The sequence below is a fragment of the Mesobacillus boroniphilus JCM 21738 genome, assembly GCF_000517385.1.
In the GTDB taxonomy this organism is placed as follows: domain Bacteria; phylum Bacillota; class Bacilli; order Bacillales; family Cytobacillaceae; genus Mesobacillus; species Mesobacillus boroniphilus.
Map to the genome: position 1 here is coordinate 1 of NZ_BAUW01000021.1, position 17,977 is coordinate 17,977.

At 39.6% G+C, this 17,977-nt stretch carries 20 protein-coding genes, 3 pseudogenes and 1 other annotated feature; of the genes and pseudogenes, 18 read left to right on the top strand and 5 right to left on the bottom strand.

Annotated features, from left to right (window positions below; all coding sequences use genetic code 11):
• The first annotated feature begins 21 nt into the window (after positions 1–21).
• The 3 genes and pseudogenes from JCM21738_RS08315 to JCM21738_RS08325 all read left to right on the top strand — a co-directional run bounded on the left by JCM21738_RS08315 (position 22) and on the right by JCM21738_RS08325 (position 2,113).
• Positions 22–840 (top strand): annotated as a pseudogene (locus tag JCM21738_RS08315) (VanW family protein).
• Positions 841–923: 83 nt separating this feature from the next.
• Positions 924–1,799 (top strand): proline iminopeptidase-family hydrolase, encoded by an 876-nt coding sequence (locus JCM21738_RS08320; protein WP_023614467.1) that lies wholly within the window; start codon positions 924–926, stop codon positions 1,797–1,799.
• A gap of 74 nt (positions 1,800–1,873) precedes the next feature.
• Positions 1,874–2,113: a hypothetical protein gene (locus JCM21738_RS08325; protein WP_023614466.1), complete on the top strand. Its 240-nt coding sequence runs from the start codon at positions 1,874–1,876 to the stop codon at positions 2,111–2,113.
• A gap of 116 nt (positions 2,114–2,229) precedes the next feature.
• Here JCM21738_RS08325 and JCM21738_RS08330 read toward each other — a convergent pair whose 3' ends face one another.
• The gene (locus tag JCM21738_RS08330) at positions 2,230–2,409 is read right to left on the bottom strand and encodes a hypothetical protein (protein ID WP_023614465.1); all 180 of its coding nucleotides are present in this window, start codon (positions 2,407–2,409) and stop codon (positions 2,230–2,232) included.
• A gap of 332 nt (positions 2,410–2,741) precedes the next feature.
• On the opposite strand from JCM21738_RS08330, the gene JCM21738_RS08335 reads away from it, so the two are divergent.
• On the top strand, positions 2,742–4,277 hold the full coding sequence (locus JCM21738_RS08335) for a DUF4145 domain-containing protein (protein WP_023614464.1): 1,536 nt from the start codon (positions 2,742–2,744) through the stop codon (positions 4,275–4,277).
• 48 nt (positions 4,278–4,325) lie between these two features.
• Here JCM21738_RS08335 and JCM21738_RS26680 read toward each other — a convergent pair whose 3' ends face one another.
• A complete protein-coding gene (locus JCM21738_RS26680) occupies positions 4,326–4,451 on the bottom strand; it encodes a hypothetical protein (RefSeq protein WP_023614463.1) in 126 nt (41 codons plus the stop codon).
• A gap of 218 nt (positions 4,452–4,669) precedes the next feature.
• Between JCM21738_RS26680 and JCM21738_RS24310 the strand changes: the two genes are divergently transcribed.
• The 10 genes from JCM21738_RS24310 (at position 4,670) to JCM21738_RS08375 (ending at position 11,454) form a co-directional block, all read left to right on the top strand.
• A complete protein-coding gene (locus JCM21738_RS24310) occupies positions 4,670–4,816 on the top strand; it encodes a hypothetical protein (protein WP_023614462.1) in 147 nt (48 codons plus the stop codon).
• A 166-nt stretch (positions 4,817–4,982) separates the two neighbouring features.
• Positions 4,983–5,144, top strand: a complete 162-nt coding sequence (locus JCM21738_RS23205) for a DUF3934 domain-containing protein (RefSeq protein WP_023614461.1) — start codon at positions 4,983–4,985, stop codon at positions 5,142–5,144.
• A gap of 179 nt (positions 5,145–5,323) precedes the next feature.
• Entirely contained in the window at positions 5,324–5,791 is a 468-nt protein-coding gene (locus tag JCM21738_RS08340) for a DUF2975 domain-containing protein (protein WP_035209208.1), read from the top strand.
• 10 nt (positions 5,792–5,801) lie between these two features.
• The gene (locus JCM21738_RS08345) at positions 5,802–6,017 is read left to right on the top strand and encodes a helix-turn-helix domain-containing protein (protein WP_023614459.1); all 216 of its coding nucleotides are present in this window, start codon (positions 5,802–5,804) and stop codon (positions 6,015–6,017) included.
• A gap of 188 nt (positions 6,018–6,205) precedes the next feature.
• Positions 6,206–7,000: a DUF2935 domain-containing protein gene (locus tag JCM21738_RS08350; RefSeq protein WP_023614458.1), complete on the top strand. Its 795-nt coding sequence runs from the start codon at positions 6,206–6,208 to the stop codon at positions 6,998–7,000.
• 844 nt (positions 7,001–7,844) lie between these two features.
• Positions 7,845–8,091 (top strand) — a binding site (T-box leader).
• Between the two features lie 77 nt (positions 8,092–8,168).
• Positions 8,169–8,735: a GNAT family N-acetyltransferase gene (locus JCM21738_RS08355; protein WP_031307818.1), complete on the top strand. Its 567-nt coding sequence runs from the start codon at positions 8,169–8,171 to the stop codon at positions 8,733–8,735.
• A 75-nt stretch (positions 8,736–8,810) separates the two neighbouring features.
• The gene (locus JCM21738_RS08360; protein ID WP_031307817.1) at positions 8,811–9,257 is read left to right on the top strand and encodes a GNAT family N-acetyltransferase; all 447 of its coding nucleotides are present in this window, start codon (positions 8,811–8,813) and stop codon (positions 9,255–9,257) included.
• Between the two features lie 213 nt (positions 9,258–9,470).
• Positions 9,471–10,007 (top strand): membrane lipoprotein lipid attachment site-containing protein, encoded by a 537-nt coding sequence (locus tag JCM21738_RS08365; protein ID WP_035209209.1) that lies wholly within the window; start codon positions 9,471–9,473, stop codon positions 10,005–10,007.
• Positions 10,008–10,626: 619 nt separating this feature from the next.
• Complete coding sequence (locus JCM21738_RS08370) at positions 10,627–11,142, top strand: hypothetical protein (protein WP_023614452.1); 516 nt, start codon at positions 10,627–10,629, stop codon at positions 11,140–11,142.
• A gap of 111 nt (positions 11,143–11,253) precedes the next feature.
• On the top strand, positions 11,254–11,454 hold the full coding sequence (locus JCM21738_RS08375; RefSeq protein WP_023614451.1) for a hypothetical protein: 201 nt from the start codon (positions 11,254–11,256) through the stop codon (positions 11,452–11,454).
• Positions 11,455–11,744: 290 nt separating this feature from the next.
• Here JCM21738_RS08375 and JCM21738_RS08380 read toward each other — a convergent pair.
• Positions 11,745–12,158, bottom strand: a pseudogene (locus JCM21738_RS08380) (GNAT family N-acetyltransferase).
• Positions 12,159–12,501: 343 nt separating this feature from the next.
• Here JCM21738_RS08380 and JCM21738_RS08385 point away from each other — a divergent pair.
• The 4 genes and pseudogenes from JCM21738_RS08385 to JCM21738_RS08395 all read left to right on the top strand — a co-directional run bounded on the left by JCM21738_RS08385 (position 12,502) and on the right by JCM21738_RS08395 (position 16,024).
• A complete protein-coding gene (locus JCM21738_RS08385) occupies positions 12,502–13,794 on the top strand; it encodes a S9 family peptidase (protein WP_369385688.1) in 1,293 nt (430 codons plus the stop codon).
• 37 nt (positions 13,795–13,831) lie between these two features.
• The gene (locus tag JCM21738_RS27240) at positions 13,832–14,305 is read left to right on the top strand and encodes an alpha/beta hydrolase family protein (protein ID WP_369385690.1); all 474 of its coding nucleotides are present in this window, start codon (positions 13,832–13,834) and stop codon (positions 14,303–14,305) included.
• 209 nt (positions 14,306–14,514) lie between these two features.
• Positions 14,515–15,198, top strand: coding sequence for a type 1 glutamine amidotransferase domain-containing protein (locus JCM21738_RS08390; protein WP_023614447.1), 684 nt, complete (start codon positions 14,515–14,517; stop codon positions 15,196–15,198).
• A 63-nt stretch (positions 15,199–15,261) separates the two neighbouring features.
• Positions 15,262–16,024 (top strand): annotated as a pseudogene (locus tag JCM21738_RS08395) (SDR family NAD(P)-dependent oxidoreductase).
• A 67-nt stretch (positions 16,025–16,091) separates the two neighbouring features.
• Here the strand turns inward: JCM21738_RS08395 and JCM21738_RS08400 are convergent.
• Positions 16,092–16,532 carry a cell wall hydrolase gene (locus JCM21738_RS08400; protein ID WP_023614446.1) on the bottom strand — a complete coding sequence of 147 codons (441 nt, stop codon included), beginning with the start codon at positions 16,530–16,532 and terminating at the stop codon, positions 16,092–16,094.
• A 432-nt stretch (positions 16,533–16,964) separates the two neighbouring features.
• Positions 16,965–17,690: a hypothetical protein gene (locus tag JCM21738_RS24875; RefSeq protein WP_023614445.1), complete on the bottom strand. Its 726-nt coding sequence runs from the start codon at positions 17,688–17,690 to the stop codon at positions 16,965–16,967.
• Between the last annotated feature and the right edge of the window lie 287 nt (positions 17,691–17,977).

Sequence of the window (17,977 nt, forward strand, 5' to 3'; positions counted from 1 at the left end):
TTTGAATTTAAAGGAGGCCATATGGAGTCTTTAAAGCCTATTAGAAGAAGCCCTATGAGAATTTATCTAGGGAAAAAGTATTACCGTTCAAAGAGATATATGGATTGGATTTTTGGGGACAAGAAATTCTCTGTGAAAAATGAAGAACGTCCGCTGGAACATCAGGTATTCACCCATCAAACTTTACTCCTTCGAGAATTGAAGGATGTTGATATGTGGTTACAGCATAATAAGGTAAAGAATCTCAAAATCGCTACTCAAAAGCTGAATAAGATAGTCATCCGTCCCGGGGAAACATTTTCTTATTGGCGGTTACTTGGAAATACAACGAAAAGTAAAGGCTATGTAGATGGTATGATCCTTCATTATGGGAAGGTTACAACAGGGGTTGGCGGGGGGCTATGCCAATTATCAAACCTGATCTATTGGATGACTTTGCACACACCATTAACCATTACTGAAAGATACCGTCATAGCTATGATGTATTTCCGGATTCCAAAAGAAGTCAGCCTTTTGGCAGTGGAGCCACTTGTGCATATAATTACCTTGATCTGCAAATTAAAAATGAAACAAATAACACTTATCAATTAATTGTTTATTTGAATGACACTCATTTAGTAGGAGAATGGAGGTCAGAATTCCAACCAATCCAAACGTATGAAGTGTATGAACGGGAGCATTTAATTACTCGGGAATACTGAGGCGGATATGTAAGACATAATACCATTCACCGTAAGGTATTTAACAAGGAGAAAAGACAAATTGATGATGAGTTTGTCACTGAAAATCACGCTATAATGATGTATGAGCTTTGCTGGAGCAGCAGGCGGAGAAAGTAAATTAGAATACATAATGTTTTTTTAAAAAAAAGAGCCAGAAATGTGTAGGGTATTAAATAGGATTTAAATTAGGAGGATTACATATGTACGAAGAAGGTTTTGTGGAGGTTACCGGCGGAAAAGTCTGGTATGAAATTTATAATAAGGATGCGGAAGGGACACCGGTTGTTATTTTACATGGTGGGCCAGGGTCGTCGACTTATTCGTTAAAAGGCTTGAAGGCGCTGGGCAAAGATCGCCCTGTTGTCATGTATGATCAGCTTGGCTGCGGGAAGTCTGATCGGCCGGATGATCTGTCGCTTTGGAATATTGACCGTTTTGTTGAGGAGCTCGGACAGGTTCGTGAGGCGCTGAAGCTAGATGAAGTACATATTCTTGGCCACTCATGGGGCACGACTTTGGCAGCAGCTTATGTGCTGACAAAGCCAAGCGGAGTGAAGAGCGTGATTTTCTCAAGTCCGTGTTTGAGTGCGCCGATGTGGGAAGAAGATCAGAAGCGTAATATCGCCAAGCTTCCGGTTGACGTTCAGGAGACGATCATTCGTTGCGAGGAAAGCGGTGAGACTGACTCTGAGGAATTCAAAGCAGCAATCAAGGAGTTCAACAAAGAGTTCGTATTCCGAGGTGAGCCGGATTTGGAATGGCTGAAAGCTGGAGCAGGTATGAAAAATCCTGTTGTTTATGAAACAATGTGGGGGCCATCTGAATTTACAGTGAAGGGCAATCTTAAGACTTTTGACTGCACATCGCAGCTGGGTGAGATTGAGTGTCCGACACTTTATACATGCGGCCGTTTTGATGAGGCGACACCTGAATCGACGGAGTATTACGCCCGGTTGACGCCAGGAGCTAAGTTCCATGTTTTTGAGGAAAGTGCTCATATGCCATATATGGAAGAGCCTGAAGAGTATCTGCAGGTGATTGGTGATTTTTTGATAACAGTCGATCGTCAGGTGTGACTTTTCTTATACTGCTTCGTAAACCCTTTATGCTATGTTAACAGTGTTAATTAAGTCATAAAGGAGTTTTTCTTATGAGCTGTGGATGTTCTAGATTAGAAGATGGCAAAGCAATTGTTGACCATGTGAAGAGTAAAGGTAAGGAAAAGATAAAGCCACGCGTCGCGCACCAGATCGCATGTGAATGTGGAGAAATGTTCACGATGGAAACGGTCATAACAAACTGCCCTAACTGCGGCATGACATACGGCGTCACACCTTGCAGTTCCGGGGATATCGATAAGGTTAAAGCTGCAGGAATACAATACGCATGATGAAAAAATCTCTCGAGAAGTCGAGAGATTTTTGGTTGGGTATTGTTGGGAATCTCGTTTCGATGGATGAAGAAATAGACTGTTGGTGGTTACTGCTCCTTCACACAAATAGGTTATTAAATCGCTGATTCTGATTCATCAACTGGTACAAAATGTGTCTTAAAAACGGTATGCTTTTTGCCAAGTTTGTTGGTCACTATATAAGTTGTGTCAAACTCTCTATCGACTTCATATTTATCACCTACGTTGAATTCCAACTCTAAACCTTCGTTATTGATGCAAATGACTTTTCGCATAAGTATCCTCCTGGGAAATGAATCCTTGTTATTTATAGTTTCGCTTGGAGTGTATTTTTTATGTCTTTATTTTAGGGAGGGGGTGTGTTTGTAACTTAAATGAAAAATTGGTAAAAATCGCTCCGAATTTCCAGTTTGCGAATAAAAGGGCTGTTTTTGCGATTAAAACCATTTTTTCGCGAATAAAAATTATTTTTTGCGAATAAGTTACGGTTATTTGCGAATAAAATCTCTCCACACACAGAAAGGCCGTCTTCCAATTTCCGGTTTAAGCTAAAATGAGTCTATTCTTTTGATAAAATCATAGAAGACTACAATCGGGGGACCAATTTATGAATACAAATACATATTTTTATCAATTTTTAGAGCCGATTTCAAAGGAATTGGCATTGCTGGCTAAGGAATTAGACAATAGTATCTTTTCCAGCCCGAGAACGATGCTGACTCATTCGCGGGTATTCATTGAAAATATCTTGCAGCAGGTGACAAAAGCAGAAGGGATGCCAGAGGACCCACGTACTGGTTTGAAAGAAAAGCTGGATTTGCTTAATGATCAGGGATATTTGATTCCTGAGATTCGCGATGCGCTGCATTTGGTGCGGAGAATGGGGAACCAGGCGGCACATGATGCGCGGATGTTCCGCTTTTCCGAGGCGCTTTTATCGTGGGAAGCTCTGTATAGCATTGTGAAATGGTATGTGGAGGTGTACGGTCCGGTTGATGTGACCGTGCCGGAATATCAGGATCCTTCTCCCCAGGCAGAAAAAACGTTTGATATGTCTGAGCTTGAGGTCAGGTTGAAGGGATTGGAGGATCTGTTGAAAAATCCTCCTTCGCAACAAGCTGAAACTCCAGCAAAGGAAGAAGTGGCTGCGGCTGTTGCTGCACCTGTTGTTGAGGTTCAGGAAACGCCTGGTTTTACGCCAATCCGGACGATCACTTATAAAGGAAGGTCACTTGAGATTCCTTACTTCCTGCGTGATGCATTTCTCCTGCCGCAGCGATTTGATAAATCGGAAACTTTCCTGATTCGTCTTGGTGCTGAACAGGAAGCGAGGATCATGAGCGAGCTGCCAGGTGATCTCGAGGGTCTGCACAAGAATGTGAAGCGTTATAATGATAAGAATGATGAGCAATTTTTCGAAGAGCTTGGAACCTTCATTGAAGAGGAGAAAGTTCGACGAAATCTCACATTGAAACGTCAAGGGGAACTGTTTTTCTTTTACAAAGCGAGTCATATTGTTGTGACGGAAGAATTGAAGAAAGTTCCGCTAACTGCTGAGGAATTCACGGGTATTCCAAGCTTGCTAAGGCAGTTGAATGAGGACCAGATTTATACAGTCGGCCAGCTTCCGATGGAGCTTGTGATTTTAGCGAAGTATGACAATGTTGGTGTAGGGACGGTTGAAAAATTGTTCGACCAGCTGAAGGCGAAGGTAACAGACAAGACCGTGCATGCTGATGACGAGACTTCGACAGAGCGGAAGAGCTTCAAGAAGTGGGAATCTTTATATGTAAAAGTTAAGCTGAATGGCGAGCAATCTATTATAGAGGGCTCTAGCGTTCCGGCTATTTGGAAGGAAGCGTTGAAGTGGATTGAACACAATCGTCTGCCTTTGTATGACCTGGTAAAAGCGGGGATCATCCTTGGATCGACCGATAATGGCAAGCGTTATGTTATTGCGCTCCAGCCGATCCATCCAGATCAAAGACCATTTACGCAGCTCCATACTTACCAATCTCAACTTACAGGTGAAGTATATTATCTAGAAACGAAAATCAATCCAAAGTCCGGGCTTGAGACATTGGGTAAGGTTTTAAATCGACTGGGTGTTGAAGTGGATATACCGTTATTGAAGGGTGAATAGGAACGACAGACTGCGTGGTGACGCCACGGCAGTTTTTTTAGCATTATGTTACTTCCTCTTTTGCGCTTTTAACTTGTTCATTTCCAGTTCAGCTGCATATTCCTCTTGCGATTTCCCTTGCTTGAAGCTTTCAGATTGGATCTTTCTGAACTTGTTGTCATTTTGATTTGGCATGGATAAACCTCCTTTTTATCATGAATATTTTGTTCAAAGTCTGGAGGTTTATTCTGTCAAAAATGAATCTATTTATTTAAAAGGTAGCTGGTTAAATTTCTCATAATTCTGTATTATTTTGCTATTCCGGATATAATGAAAGCGCTTTACATGTGAAACTATTCACAAGTATAATAAGAGTGTAAATAAAACATTATTCATTTCCGGGAGGAATTACAATGTTAGCTGACCTTATCTATGAATTCAAGAATTGGTGGATTGGAGAATTGCCAAAGGTCGGACATGAGGATTTTGAAAGAATTGAATCAAAGCATACAAGAGTTCATCACGACGAAGATATATATGAAGTCATTCGGGTGCATTAATAAGACATCATCGGCAGTCTGATTCCAACTGAATTGGACTGTTTTTATTTTATAGTAGATAATCCTTTCTGACTGTTATATGATTAGACTTCATTGATGTTTGTTTTTTCTATACGAAAATGGATAAAGCTAAACAATGAACGTACACGAATATGGAGTTGATTTTTTGAGTAAAGCAAAGGGCAAGAGCGGAACAGGAAGAGGTACTGGCAAGAAAGGCTGGAATCGCTGGCAAGCTAGTGCAAATAAAGCTAAGAGTTTCAAGCCGTACAAAAGTAAAGGTGTAAAACATGGGGATACTTCAAAGGATGGAGCCTCTGAAAAATAGTGATATTAAGGCGTTGATCCAGAAATGGATTGACGTTTTTTTGTGTTAATGTATTTAATATCAATAAAATAGTTATAAATATTAATAAAAATTTATTGTAAATCGATAAATAACATGATAAATTCAAATTGACAATAAAAGAATGAGGTGCTTGTGATGAAAAAAAAGTTCAACACTTTTTGAAGGTAGCTGTAATTTTTATCGGCCTTCCTGTTCTTGCTTTGTGTCTGTTTGCTTTGCCTCAGATTGCGTCTGAAGCGAATGAAGCAGCAGCAAGAGGTTTGGATTTGGCTTTTGTGGTGTACGCACTTTTAATGGTTATGTATGTTTCTGCCGTTCCATTTTACTTCGCACTGTATCAATCATTTAACCTTTTAACCTATATCGACAGGAACCAGGCTTTCTCTGACTTGTCTGTAATAGCTCTCAAAAAAATTAAAAATAGTGCCATCATCATCAGCGGAATGTATGTGGTGGCTCTCCCATTTGTCTATATCTTGGCGGACGCAGATGACGCACCGGGTCTCATACTCTTCGGAATGGGGATGGTTTTTGCTCCGCTAGTGGTTGCGGTCTTTGCTGCAGTTCTCCAGCGACTTTTAAAAGAAGCCATCGATTACAAAGAAGAGAACGACTTAATAGTCTGAGGTGATAACAATGGCAATTATAATAAATATTGATGTGATGTTGGCTAAAAGGAAAATGAGCGTAACGGAACTTTCAGATCGGGTTGGAATCACAATGGCTAACCTTTCGATTTTGAAAAATGGAAAAGCAAAAGCGATCAGGCTTTCAACTTTAGATGCAATCTGTAAAGCATTAGAATGCCAGCCAGGGGATATATTGGAGTATAGAAGTGATGAAGAGTACTGAGATGAGTGGTAGAATAGTTAATTGCTAATTGAGTTAATAAAACTTGCGGTGGTCCAGAGCAGGAGGATTACCGCATTTTTTAATGGTTCAGATTAATTTTTTATTAAAGATGGTTAGTTTGAATAGCAAGAATAAGGACATGTACACGCACATATGATGGGGGGAAGTCTGTATTAGGGGTGGGGATAATGGCGAATCCGATTGTTGTCAGGTCGTTGGATGAAATACAGTTTTGGTCCAGAATCATGAAGGAACATGCTTTGTTTTTAAGCCTTGGATTTACTTACGAACAGCAGCAATTGATAGCTGAGGCTCAACAATTTATTACTGTCTTTGAGCGTATCGAGGAAAAGCTCTCAAGGTTTTCCGCGGACACGGATATACGCCAAATTCAAGCTTTTAACAATGAGGTTTATCAAGCGGCTGTTGCCATTTGGAGTTACAAGAGAAAGGTGTTAGGGTTAACTCTACGCTGTGAAATCCGGACAAATAATTTTCCGTTATTGGTTGACCATGTTAGCAGAGAAGCTGCTTATTTTGCCAACAGGTTAAAAGAACTTAATGAAGGAAAACTAGCCCCTCAACCTGATAAGATCATTCAAGAAAATCTTTTCTTTTTAAAAATTATGGCTGACCATGCAAAATTCATCGGACATCTCTTAGACCCTTCAGAAAGAAAGCTAGTAAATCAAGCAAATGAGTTTAGTCATGATTTTGACCAACTGGTCTTTCAAGCGGTTGATTTAGACTCCATGCGCCCACAATCTGAAACAGTGCCAATCTTAGATCAATTCCTGGATCAAAATAGAGTTTCAGTGATCTCACTAAGGGACTTTAAGAAAACAGCCAGAGAATTAATAGAGGCTTGCCGAATTAAAAGCAATATTCATCCACTCTTAGCAGACCATACATTTAGAGAGGCAGAAAGGTTTTTAGAGATCATCGATTTATTTGACGCTCATCTTACACAATCGAAGCAGTAAAAAACCGCTGGGACGTACCTGTGCACAAGGTTCGTCCTGATGCTTTTTTGCACATGCATTTAATAGACATTCGGATGGTTGAAATGTCTAATAAAAGGTAATTAATAGACATTTCAGAAGCGGGTGGATCGTGAAATGTCTAATAAAAGGGGTTTAATAGACATTTCAGAAGCTGATGGGGCTTGAAATGTCTAATAAAAGAGGTTTAATGGACATTTCAGAAGCTGATGGGGATTAAAATGTCTAATAAAAGGGATTTAATGGACATTTCAGAAGCTGATGGGGATTAAAATGTCTAATAAAAGGGATTTAATGGACATTTCAGAAGCTAGTGGAGCTTGAAATGTCTATTATAAGTCGAGTTTGTCCCTAATCATTGCCCAATACGGTTTGTATTCTGCTATATGTTAAAGTAAATCTCTAAAAACAATAGTTTTATCATATACAGCTTTTATTGTATAGTAATGGGGAAGATGAGGGATTCCTTAGCATTTTAATCATTTTATCAACTGCGATTCTATTGCCGCTTTATTTAACCAAGTGGACAAAGCGGCTTCATCACGAGTTTTCCGAGTGCCACCCAGCCTGAGGTTTTAGCAGCTGGTGTCAAATAAGCATTCTATTTCATTACAGGCATTTCAGTGGGTGGATTAATTTCTTCATTATTTGTGACTAAAAAAAACCCTGTTAAGGAAGAGAAAAAGTACCCAGCAGCGGTAAAATCAAAACGACTAGTATGAACGTTAAAGGTAGTAGACGCGGGGACGAACCCACTGCTACTGCCTCTAAGGAATATATTGACAATGTGTGTTATCCCAGTTAAACTATTCTAAAATTCCAAATAATAAAAGCGCTGAAGAGAAGAGTAATTAAGTATTCGATATTTCCAGAGAGCCCCCGACCGCTGAAAGGGAGTAATATTCGGCTTAATGAATAAAGTCTCGGAGCATCTTACTAATCTGATGAAATCAGGGATCGTAAGACGGGTTCTTCCGATATCAAGATAGGGTATGAACGTACCTGAAGAGGTTGGTTTGGCGACAAATCAACAAACTGAGGTGGTACCGCGAAGTCAAACTCTCGTCCTTAAGAATTTCTTGGGTGGTGGGAGTTTTTTTATTGCATTTTTATCAGAGATTAATAGAGCGGAGAGGAGAAATAAGATGCTATATTACTAGATATTCCATCTCAGTTAGAAACAGAAAGATTAATACTTCGTGCCCCGAATCGAACAGGTGACGGAAGCATCGTCAACCAGGCAATAAGAAATTCATTCAGTGAATTAAAAGCTTGGCTGCCATTTGCACAAAAGCTGCCTGCAGTTGAGGATACAGAGATTAACCTTAGGAAAGCGCATATTAACTTTTTAAAAAGAGAGAGCTTTCGTTTTCTCATTTTTAATAGAGAGACGGATGATTTCATTGGAACTGCCAGCCTTCAAGGAATCGACTGGTCCATTCCTAAATGTGAAATTGGTTATTGGATTAATACCAGGTTTAGCGGCAATGGATATATGACTGAAGCGGTAAAGGCATTAAGTGATTTTGGACTTAATCAAATTGAGTTTAAGAGAATCGAAATTAGATGTGAATCAACAAATCTAAAAAGCCGTGCTATCCCCGAAAAACTTGGATTTGAATTAGAAGGTGTTTTACGGAATGATGATTTATCGGCAGACGGGAGCAGGCTGACCGACACTTGTTTCTATTCAGTCATTACAAAAAGAGGCCCATAGATAACATGGATTGCTCTGAACTGGGGTATGGATTGTTTACGTATAGGAGATTCAAATGGGAGTTTTTATCATATGATGAAGGAAGTGTACTTTAGAGATATTGATCATACGAATGAATGCACTGTGAAAAATATAAAATTAAAACCAGGCCAGGAAAGGTTTATCGAAACCGTTGATGAATGTTTAAAAGAAGCTGCTATTTATCACGAATGGCACCCTGTTGCTATCTACTATGATGAGAAAATTATTGGATTTGCAATGTATGGCTCTTTTGGTCCAAATAGAGATACCTGGATTGATAGAATCATCATAGATGAAAGATACCAGGGGAAGGGTTTTGGAAAAAAGGTAATGATTAAACTTATAGATAAAGTTTCAAAAGAATACGGGGTCAAGGTTATTTATTTAAGTATTATCGAGGAAAATACAATCGCTCATAGATTATACAAAGGCTTGGGATTTGAATACACCAAAGAAAAAGATCCTAATGGAGAACTGATATTTAAATATACTATCCTATAAATTTCTTTATACAAATTTAATTAACTGAAAAATGAAACCTTTTTTTCAACACACTCGTAAAGTTTATATATAAAACGGTAAGAGGTGGGGCTTGGCCAGGAATACAGATTTTAGTGGACACCATATTGAAATTGCTGCAATTTTTGCAGTGTTCATCGTATTCGGAATTTGGGTTTACTATGATTCGGACAAATATTTTGTCGGGGGTATTTCATGCGGAAAATCACAATATTTATTCTCGCTTTATTCACCCTATCTGCTTGTAATAAAGGTTTTGAATCATTGGAAGAAGCAGTACAAAGCCAATGGAAAACTCCGATCAATATTGTCAACCAGGATGAGGACAATCAGTTAGTTTACTATTTAGATCAGACTCAACATATTCTAGGAAATTATCAATATGAGAATGGAAAGTACCGGTATGATAATGAACAAAGTGTTGGAACAGAATTTGATTCCGAGAATGGATTGCCTTTTTTGTTATCAGCTAATCATTTTGATGGTGTAGGAGATATCATACACGGGGCAATAAAAACAGAGCGAGAAGTAGATAGATTTGTGATTGAGTATAAAAATGGAGAGGAACAGGAAATTAAAGCAACAAATAATACCTTTATAACTGAATTTCCATCTTATTTATCAATCGAAGCAGTCCAATTCTTTTCAGAAGTTAAAAATGCTTATGCTTATGATAAAACAATGAAGTTATTGGAAGTTGGAAATAGCTATCTCAATAAAATAATGTATTAAAACAAACTGGTGCGTTGGTCCATGAAGGATTAACGCTTTTTTTGTTGAATTCTAATTAATGGAAAAAATAATTCACGACACTCATTTTTTGAAGTAAACGAAGATGTATATAAGGGTGTTTTGGAAAGAGGTTTCCTATTGGAGAAAAAAACAGTATATTTTCCGCTGCCTTTAAGTTGGCTTTTTGTATCTTTTAATTAACGAAGTTGACTGATTAAAAAATAGAGAGAGTCCAATTAATAAAAAAGTGAGGAATTTTAATGTTAAATCGAGTCATTAAGCAATTTGGATTGGAGATAGATTCACTAACCGAGGTAGAAGATTCACTAGTTCTACCGTTAATAAATGTACATTGACGAAAGGTCAAAATGTATTTTGAAAATCCCTTATACAAAATTAAAGTTTCAGAGTGAGTTGGAAGCCTATGAAATATTAAAAGGTAGAGTTTCCATTCCTGAAATGTTGGATTAATGGGATAGTACTTTAAGATTCGCGAAATTTCTCATTAATCATAGTAATAATAACGCGGAGAACAAAATATCTTAACGAACTTTTTTAGAAGATTTTAAGAATCATACTGTAATGTATGAAATTATTGGTAGAATCGGAGGAGAAAAAATTGGAGAAACAAAATTCAGTTGCCAAAGTGCTCCGTGTCATTGGGATTATAATAATGATTGGCGGCTTTTTCCTAGCATTGACCACGGGATCCAGTCAAAATTTAGGAATGGCTTTGCCCGTCCTTTTTTCCAGTTTTGTCACAGGCATGCTTTTTATTGGGTTCTCTGAAGTTATTGCCTTGCTTCAAAAAATTCATTTTCAACTCTATCAGGACGGGAGCAAGGCGACGGCTTCATCAAGCAACGAGCCTGAGGTAGATCAACCTCAAGAACAGAAAGAGTGGCAACCGTCGCCACAAGATCTCGAAGACATCCAGGAACTCTACCAGGACCAAAAGGTCACAAAGATTGAAGCATCTCCATATGAAGATTATTGCGTAGTTCAGATCGAGGGGAAAGACCACATCGAAGTGGTTGAGCTGGGAGGGTTCAAGCCAAAGAAGGTTACTGCTGCTTCCAAACCTGACCTTGTGAACAATATACAAAAATGGTTTAAGAATCTAACTCCATCCTGATAAAAAGCTATTTGATATTTTATTAAAGGGTGCATTAGAAAATAAAAACCATCTTATAAAGTTAGCGTATATGCTATAATCTATAAATGTAGATTTATTCGAGGTGACTGAATGAATAGTGAACAAATGCTCAAAATCATCTTAGAACGATTTGATAAAGTTGACCAACAGCTTAAAGAGGTAGATCAGCGTTTTAATGAGGTAGACCATCGTTTTAATGAAGTAGAACAACGCTTTAATAAGGTAGATCAACGTTTTACTGGGGTAGATCAGCGTTTTAATGGTGTGACCACCAGTTTAAGGAAGTTTTAACTAGGCTGGACCGTATTAAAGAAAGCCAACAAGAAGACGTTAAAGGTACCCTTCAATTAATTTCTAAGAAGGTTGACGGTATTAGGTATGACGTTGATTTTTTAAGTGAGAAGACGGGGAAACATGATACAAAAATAAATAGTCTCGAAAAGAGAATTCAGTTCTAATAGTGGGACTGATTTTTTATGTAGTAATAATATTTGATAATGAAAAAACTTGCCAAGAGTTTTGTGCCCTAAGCAAGTTTTTTCTAATATCAGAAAGGAAAATACAAGCTGTTTTTGGTTGGTTTATTCCGCTTTTATCCCTGACTGCATTTCATAATTCCTTAATAGCATTCCATTTGCTTTTACCATCCCCAGCTTTTCGTAGTAGGGGACGAGGTCATCGTCACAACATAAGTCAATCATATAAATATCAGCAAGTTCTGCCAACATTCGATTGACAAATTCCTTGCCGATTCCTCTATTCTTGTACTCTGGCAGCACTTCAAGGAAGGGGATATAGGCGGATAGGACTCCATCACTGATTGCTGCAATGAATCCAACCACTTGATCAACATCTTCATTGAGTGCCAGGACGACTTTGCTGCTGTTTTTTAATAGTTTGAAGTGCGTCTATGGACTCGGTGGGGTAGGCCAGCCGACAAAGAAGCCTTCCAACATTTCAGGCGTAATACACTCAAGTGAATTTTTGAATAACATACTCTTTCAACTCCTCAATTTTAATACTTAGGCAGTTGATAAGAATCAAAAGTAAAATAACAAATCAGTGAACCTCCAGACATTCATCTCTTTTTTATTATTCAATTTTATGAGGGGAAATCCTCCTAAAAGCCGTAAATTATTTCTCGGGAAAGCGCAGGATTTGACTTTATTTTCAGACTTTATTTTCAGACTTTGTCGCTTTATAGGACATTGTGGCAGTTGCCCGAGCTGGATAAGAAACCTGTCGAAAGTGTGTTTTGGTTTTGGCTGGACATTTAGCCTAGTTCTGTTTAAGTTTTCAGTATAGATAGAAAATTTCAAAAGAATAGGGGTTGGGGAAATGATTAAATTTAAGAAGCCAGATATCGAGAATTTTTATCGCACCTTTAATATTCAAAGTTTTACGGTGAGTCCGGACGAGCAGCAATTGGTGTTCAGCACGAATTTAACTGGGAAGTACAATCTGTGGGCAATGGACCTGCCTAACCAGTATCCATATCCGCTGACATTCATTGATCAGACATGCCAGGCGTTGCGCTATTCGAATGATGGTAGCTTTATGGTTGTTGGCTTTGATAATGATGGTGATGAAAATGGCCAGTTATACGCACTCCCTCCTGCGGGTGGAGAGATGGTGCCGCTTCGTACGGCTGAAGGACACCGTCATATGCTGCCGTTCCTATCAAAGGACGATCAACGGCTTTATTACACTTCTACCAAGGGCAACGAGACCTACTTGAATATTTACCGTTATGATATCGAATCAGGTGAGGAGAGCGTTGTCATTGAGGGAGAAGGTGCGGCTTGCTTTTTAGTGGCTGTTGACGAAGACGAAAATAATTTTGCTTACCTAAAACAATATGCCAATACATACGCGCCTGGATTTATTTTTCAGGATGGGAAATCTTACTCGCTGACTCCTGAAACGGATGAGCAATTCACTGTCGGCGAGGGAGTGTTTGTAGGGGATGAGTATTACTTTGTCACTACATATAGTGAGGATTTTGATTATCTTGCAAAGTTCAATCTTAAAACCCATGAGTTTACCAAAGTTCTTTCGATTGAAAAAGAAGAGTTCGGCGCTATCCGATATGATAAGAGTACCAACAGCCTTTATTTTGTAACTTCAAAAGGCGTGAATGATTATTTATATCAATATGATTTGGCTGAAGGAACATATCAAAACAGTCATTTGCCAGCTTCGATCATCCAGGGTGGATCAGTCGCTAAGAGTGGTAATGTATATATTCTGGCCGGATCAGCGACAAAACCTAATAACATCTACATGAAAGAAGCGGGCAGTGATGAGTGGAAGCAGCTGACGAACCTGTCTGTTCCTGGAGTCAAGGAAGAGGAGCTTGTAGATCCTGATGTTCTGACATACTCATCATATGATGGCATGATGATGGAAGCTTTATTTTTCAAGGCGAAGGAAGATGTCAGCAATGGCCATGTCATTCTTTGGCCGCATGGTGGCCCGCAGGCTGCAGAACGTAAATTCTTCCGTGCGATGTTCCAATTCCTTGTGAACAGAGGCTATAGCATTTTCGCACCGAATTTCCGCGGATCAACGGGTTACGGCTTGGCTTTCACGAAGATGGTCGAGGGCAACTGGGTGAAGGACCACGCTTGATAACATTGCTGGCCTTGAGTACCTTTATGAAAATGGTCTGGCTGACAGGGATAAGACATTATTGATGGGCGGAAGCTTTGGCGGATACATGGCACTGCTATTGCACGGCCGTCATCCGGAATACTTTAAAGCAGTAGTAGACATTTTCGGACCATCAAATCTATTCTCATTCATTGATTCTGTCCCTGAGCATTGGAAACCAATCATGAATCAGTGGGTTGGCGACCCGGTAAAGGACTTCGATAAACTTACAGAGTATTCACCAATTACTTACCTGGATACGATGACTAAACCAATGCTGATCATCCAGGGAGCCAACGACCCGCGCGTTGTGAAGCAGGAATCAGACCAGATCGTCAAAGCCTTACAGGAAAAAGGCCGCGACGTGAAATACCTTGTACTTGAAGACGAAGGGCATGGGTTCTCGAAAAAAGAAAACGAGATTCTTGTGAACCGGACGATTCTTGAATTTTTTGATCAGTTTGTTGAAGCGAAGGTATTAGCAGAATAAATTCTTTATGCAAACTCCCCAGCTGCAGGAGGGATTACCTGTGTTGGGGAGTTTTTATTTTGCAAAGAACAGCTTTATTCAGATAACGTGCATTAACATATTTAAAAAAAACGTAATTTTTTCATGGCAAAAGGAGGAAGTGAATTTCATGAGTAAACCGGGATGAGTTAGGGAAAATACACTTTGTTAACACAAAGGAGGAATTTTCAATGGCAAAAGTTTTAGCGGTATTATCTAGCGGATATAAGGACGAGGAAAACAATTATGAAACTGGCTGGTGGGGAGAGGAATTATTTGCCCCGATGCAGCTTCTGGAAGAGGCGGGCCATCAGGTCGACCTGGCATCTCCGCTTGGAGGCAAGCCTGTTATCGATAAAGTGAGCATCAGTGAAGAATACGATCCGAAAGGTACTTATAAAGAGCTTTATGAGTCCGGAAAAGCGGATGATACGATGAAGCTTTCAAATGTAAAAGCTGACGACTACGATGTCGTGCTGGTTGTAGGCGGACATGGTGCAATGTATGACCTGGCGAAGAACGAGGATTTACATGAAATAATGAACAAAATTTACGATGGAGGCGGCATTGTTGCTGCTGAATGCCATGGACCTGCACCGCTTGTATTTGCGAAGCGGCCGAATGGTGCAAGCTTCATCGCTGGTAAAAAAGTGACCGGTTATCCTGATGAAATGGAGCCAGAAGGTCTATTGGATATCCTGCCGTTCAGCCTCGAACAGGAAATGAGAAAGACCAGTAATTATGATCAGGGAGATCTTGAAAAAACGGGACATGCTGTATGGGCGGACGAGCAGCTCGTTACAAGTCGTGACCCATTTTCTTCTGAGTTAATGGGAGAAGAGCTGGTTAAGGCTCTTGAGAAGAAGGGGAAATAAATTTCTCTCTTCAGGAGAAAATAAGCCAAGTTGGTAATTATGTTAAGGAGAGTTGATTTTGTAATGGCAAATGGCAATAAAGTAGCGATTATCACAGGTGGTGGCAGCGGATTAGGGCAATCGACTGCATTTAGATTAGCAGAAGAAAAAGTGAATATCGTTGTGGTTGATATCAGCGAGGAGGGTGGAAAAGAAACCGTAGAGATGGTGAAAAAGCTTGGAGTAGAAGCGATTTTCATCAAAGCTGACGTTTCAAAGCAAGAAGATGTAAAAAATATGTCGATCAAACGGTAGAACAATTCGGCAAGATTGATTACTTCTTTAATAATGCGGGGATATCAGGCAGCGGCTCGTATTTCCTCGATTCCTCCATTGAAGAAATTGAAAAGATTGTCGGTATTAATCTCTTGGGAGCACTATACGGTGTTCGTTATGTAGCTGAGGTTATGCTGAAGAATGGCGGAGGTTCCATCGTGAATACAGCCTCTAGTGCGGGCGTGATTGGCCAGGATTCTGTTGTCACCTATTCTGCTACAAAGCACGGAATAATTGGATTAACTTAACGAAGAGTATGGTCGCAGAGTATGGAAAAGACGGGCTTCGGGTGAACGCCATAGCACCGGGACCAACCGAGACGCCAATGGTCAAAAGCTTTTACGAAGCAAATCCGGCAATGAAGGAAAACGCAATGAAAGGGATCCCTCAGAGACGATTGGGAAAGCCGGAGGAAGTTGCCGAACTGGTAACATTCCTGCTGACATCTAAAGCACAGTATATTAATGGAGAAGTCATCCGCATCGATGGCGGGTTTACTAATACTAAATAATAGGGAAGCCGGGGTGAGGGAGATCTCGCCCTGGCTATTTATAGCAACTAATTCCGTGGACTTAGTCCTACCATCTATAAGCATTTTCACATGTATTAGCGATTGGTTCATAGTAACAATGTTGTTTATATTGTCCTGCGAATGGTTGATTGTACCATGTAGATGGACATGGAGCATACGGATTAAAATACCAAAGAGCATACTTGGAAGGCTGCTGTCTCCAATAATCCAATGTTTGCTTAGCCAATCTCTTTTCTACACTTCTTGCTCTGTTATAAAAAACGTTCCCCTTTTGAACGGCCTCAAATGAATAGTTTCCTCCTTGAATTTGAAAAATCACGTCCCGTACAGACCTTAAATCTTCAAAATCTAGACAATTTGCTTTCAGTCGATTTACAACAACATTTCCAACCATAAGCATCCCCAGCGGACCTTCACCCTCAGCTTCCGCCCTCATCATCCTGGCAATTAATGCAACATCACTGTCGACATACTTTACCCTTGGCATTTTTATCACCTCTACAAGAATTGTATTAAAAACAGCTTGTAATAATGTTAAGAGGTTCTGTATAACTGGAGATGAACATTCATGAAATCGTTGAAGTGAAAGGGAGACAAATTCCGTACTATCCAGTTAGAATTTAGCTCTTAGATTAAAAAAATAAAAAATACCGTCTATTGTCACACCGAACTTCGGGACTTCTAACAAGAAATACATGTGACCGTAGAGGACGAAAAGAACAAATTAAGGTCACAAGAAGGACCAACTTGTGCCCGTGAAAGAGGAAAATCACAAAGTTCGGTCACAAGAAGGACCAACATGTGCCCGTGAAAGAGGAAAATCACAAATGTCAGTCACAAGCAAGAACAATATGTTACGGTAAAAGAGAAGAATCACATAGTAGGATCAAATACTTATACAATCAGAGACGAAGTGGAATCAATCAATTACTTCATCCTTAAATAACGCCGGGTTTGCTGATGTATTCAAGCTCTGGGTCGACGCCCAAAGGTTCCCAAGGAATCTTGGCATCATCTGCTGTGAAGGTAAGACGCCATACCTCGAAAAATATACAAAGAGTTTTAAATAGTTACGCGCATTCCCTGGCAGATGAATTTCTTTTGCATAAAACTCGTTTTCGGTCACAGTCGCAAAGGATCGTGTTTCAAAACCTGAAATAAAACGGGTTTTCTCACCCTCGTACTCATTCTCGATGAAATGGATTTTCTTGATAATCGTTGGGTCGTCGCTGCCATCGTAATTGGCCAGTCTCGCCTGGTTGAAAGCTGATACAGAATCGAGCTTATAAACTACAGAAAGCACATGGCCGTATGCTTTGTCATGCCCTTCATAAAATGGCTTAATATCAAACTTATCCATTAAATCAACCAGAATGAGTTCCTCATCTTTTAAATATGGAGGCCGGAAAATCTGCCTTGAAAGCTTCAATTCATCGAGCGAATTACACTCAACTGATATGAAAAAGTACCATTGGCCATGATCATCTAGGCTAATATCATACGATTTCCCGTCCTTTTCCAATATGTAATCCTTAAAACGATTTTCATTGTCAAAAGTAAAATCCCGTTCCGACTCCTTGCCTGGCATAAAGCCGAAAGGGGATTCGATTGGGACAGCAATCTCTGAATATAATTTATTTATCATTACCAACACACCCTTTTAAAAATCTAAGATACATACAGATTACCCATTATTATTTAGAAGAACACTGGAAAGTGGTGATAATCCGATGAAGCGATGGTTAAGACTAATGATGTTCGTCTCCTTTATATTCAATTTATGATTCTACGAGAGACGGGTTCGGGTACGGAAGTATTGAAGAAGCAACCTGTGAAGGGATTGCGGAAGTGAATACCGACGGACGCACTGATTACATATTAGAGGATTGCAACCAGGAGGAAAAGGAACTGACAATACTGATGGTAGGAAAA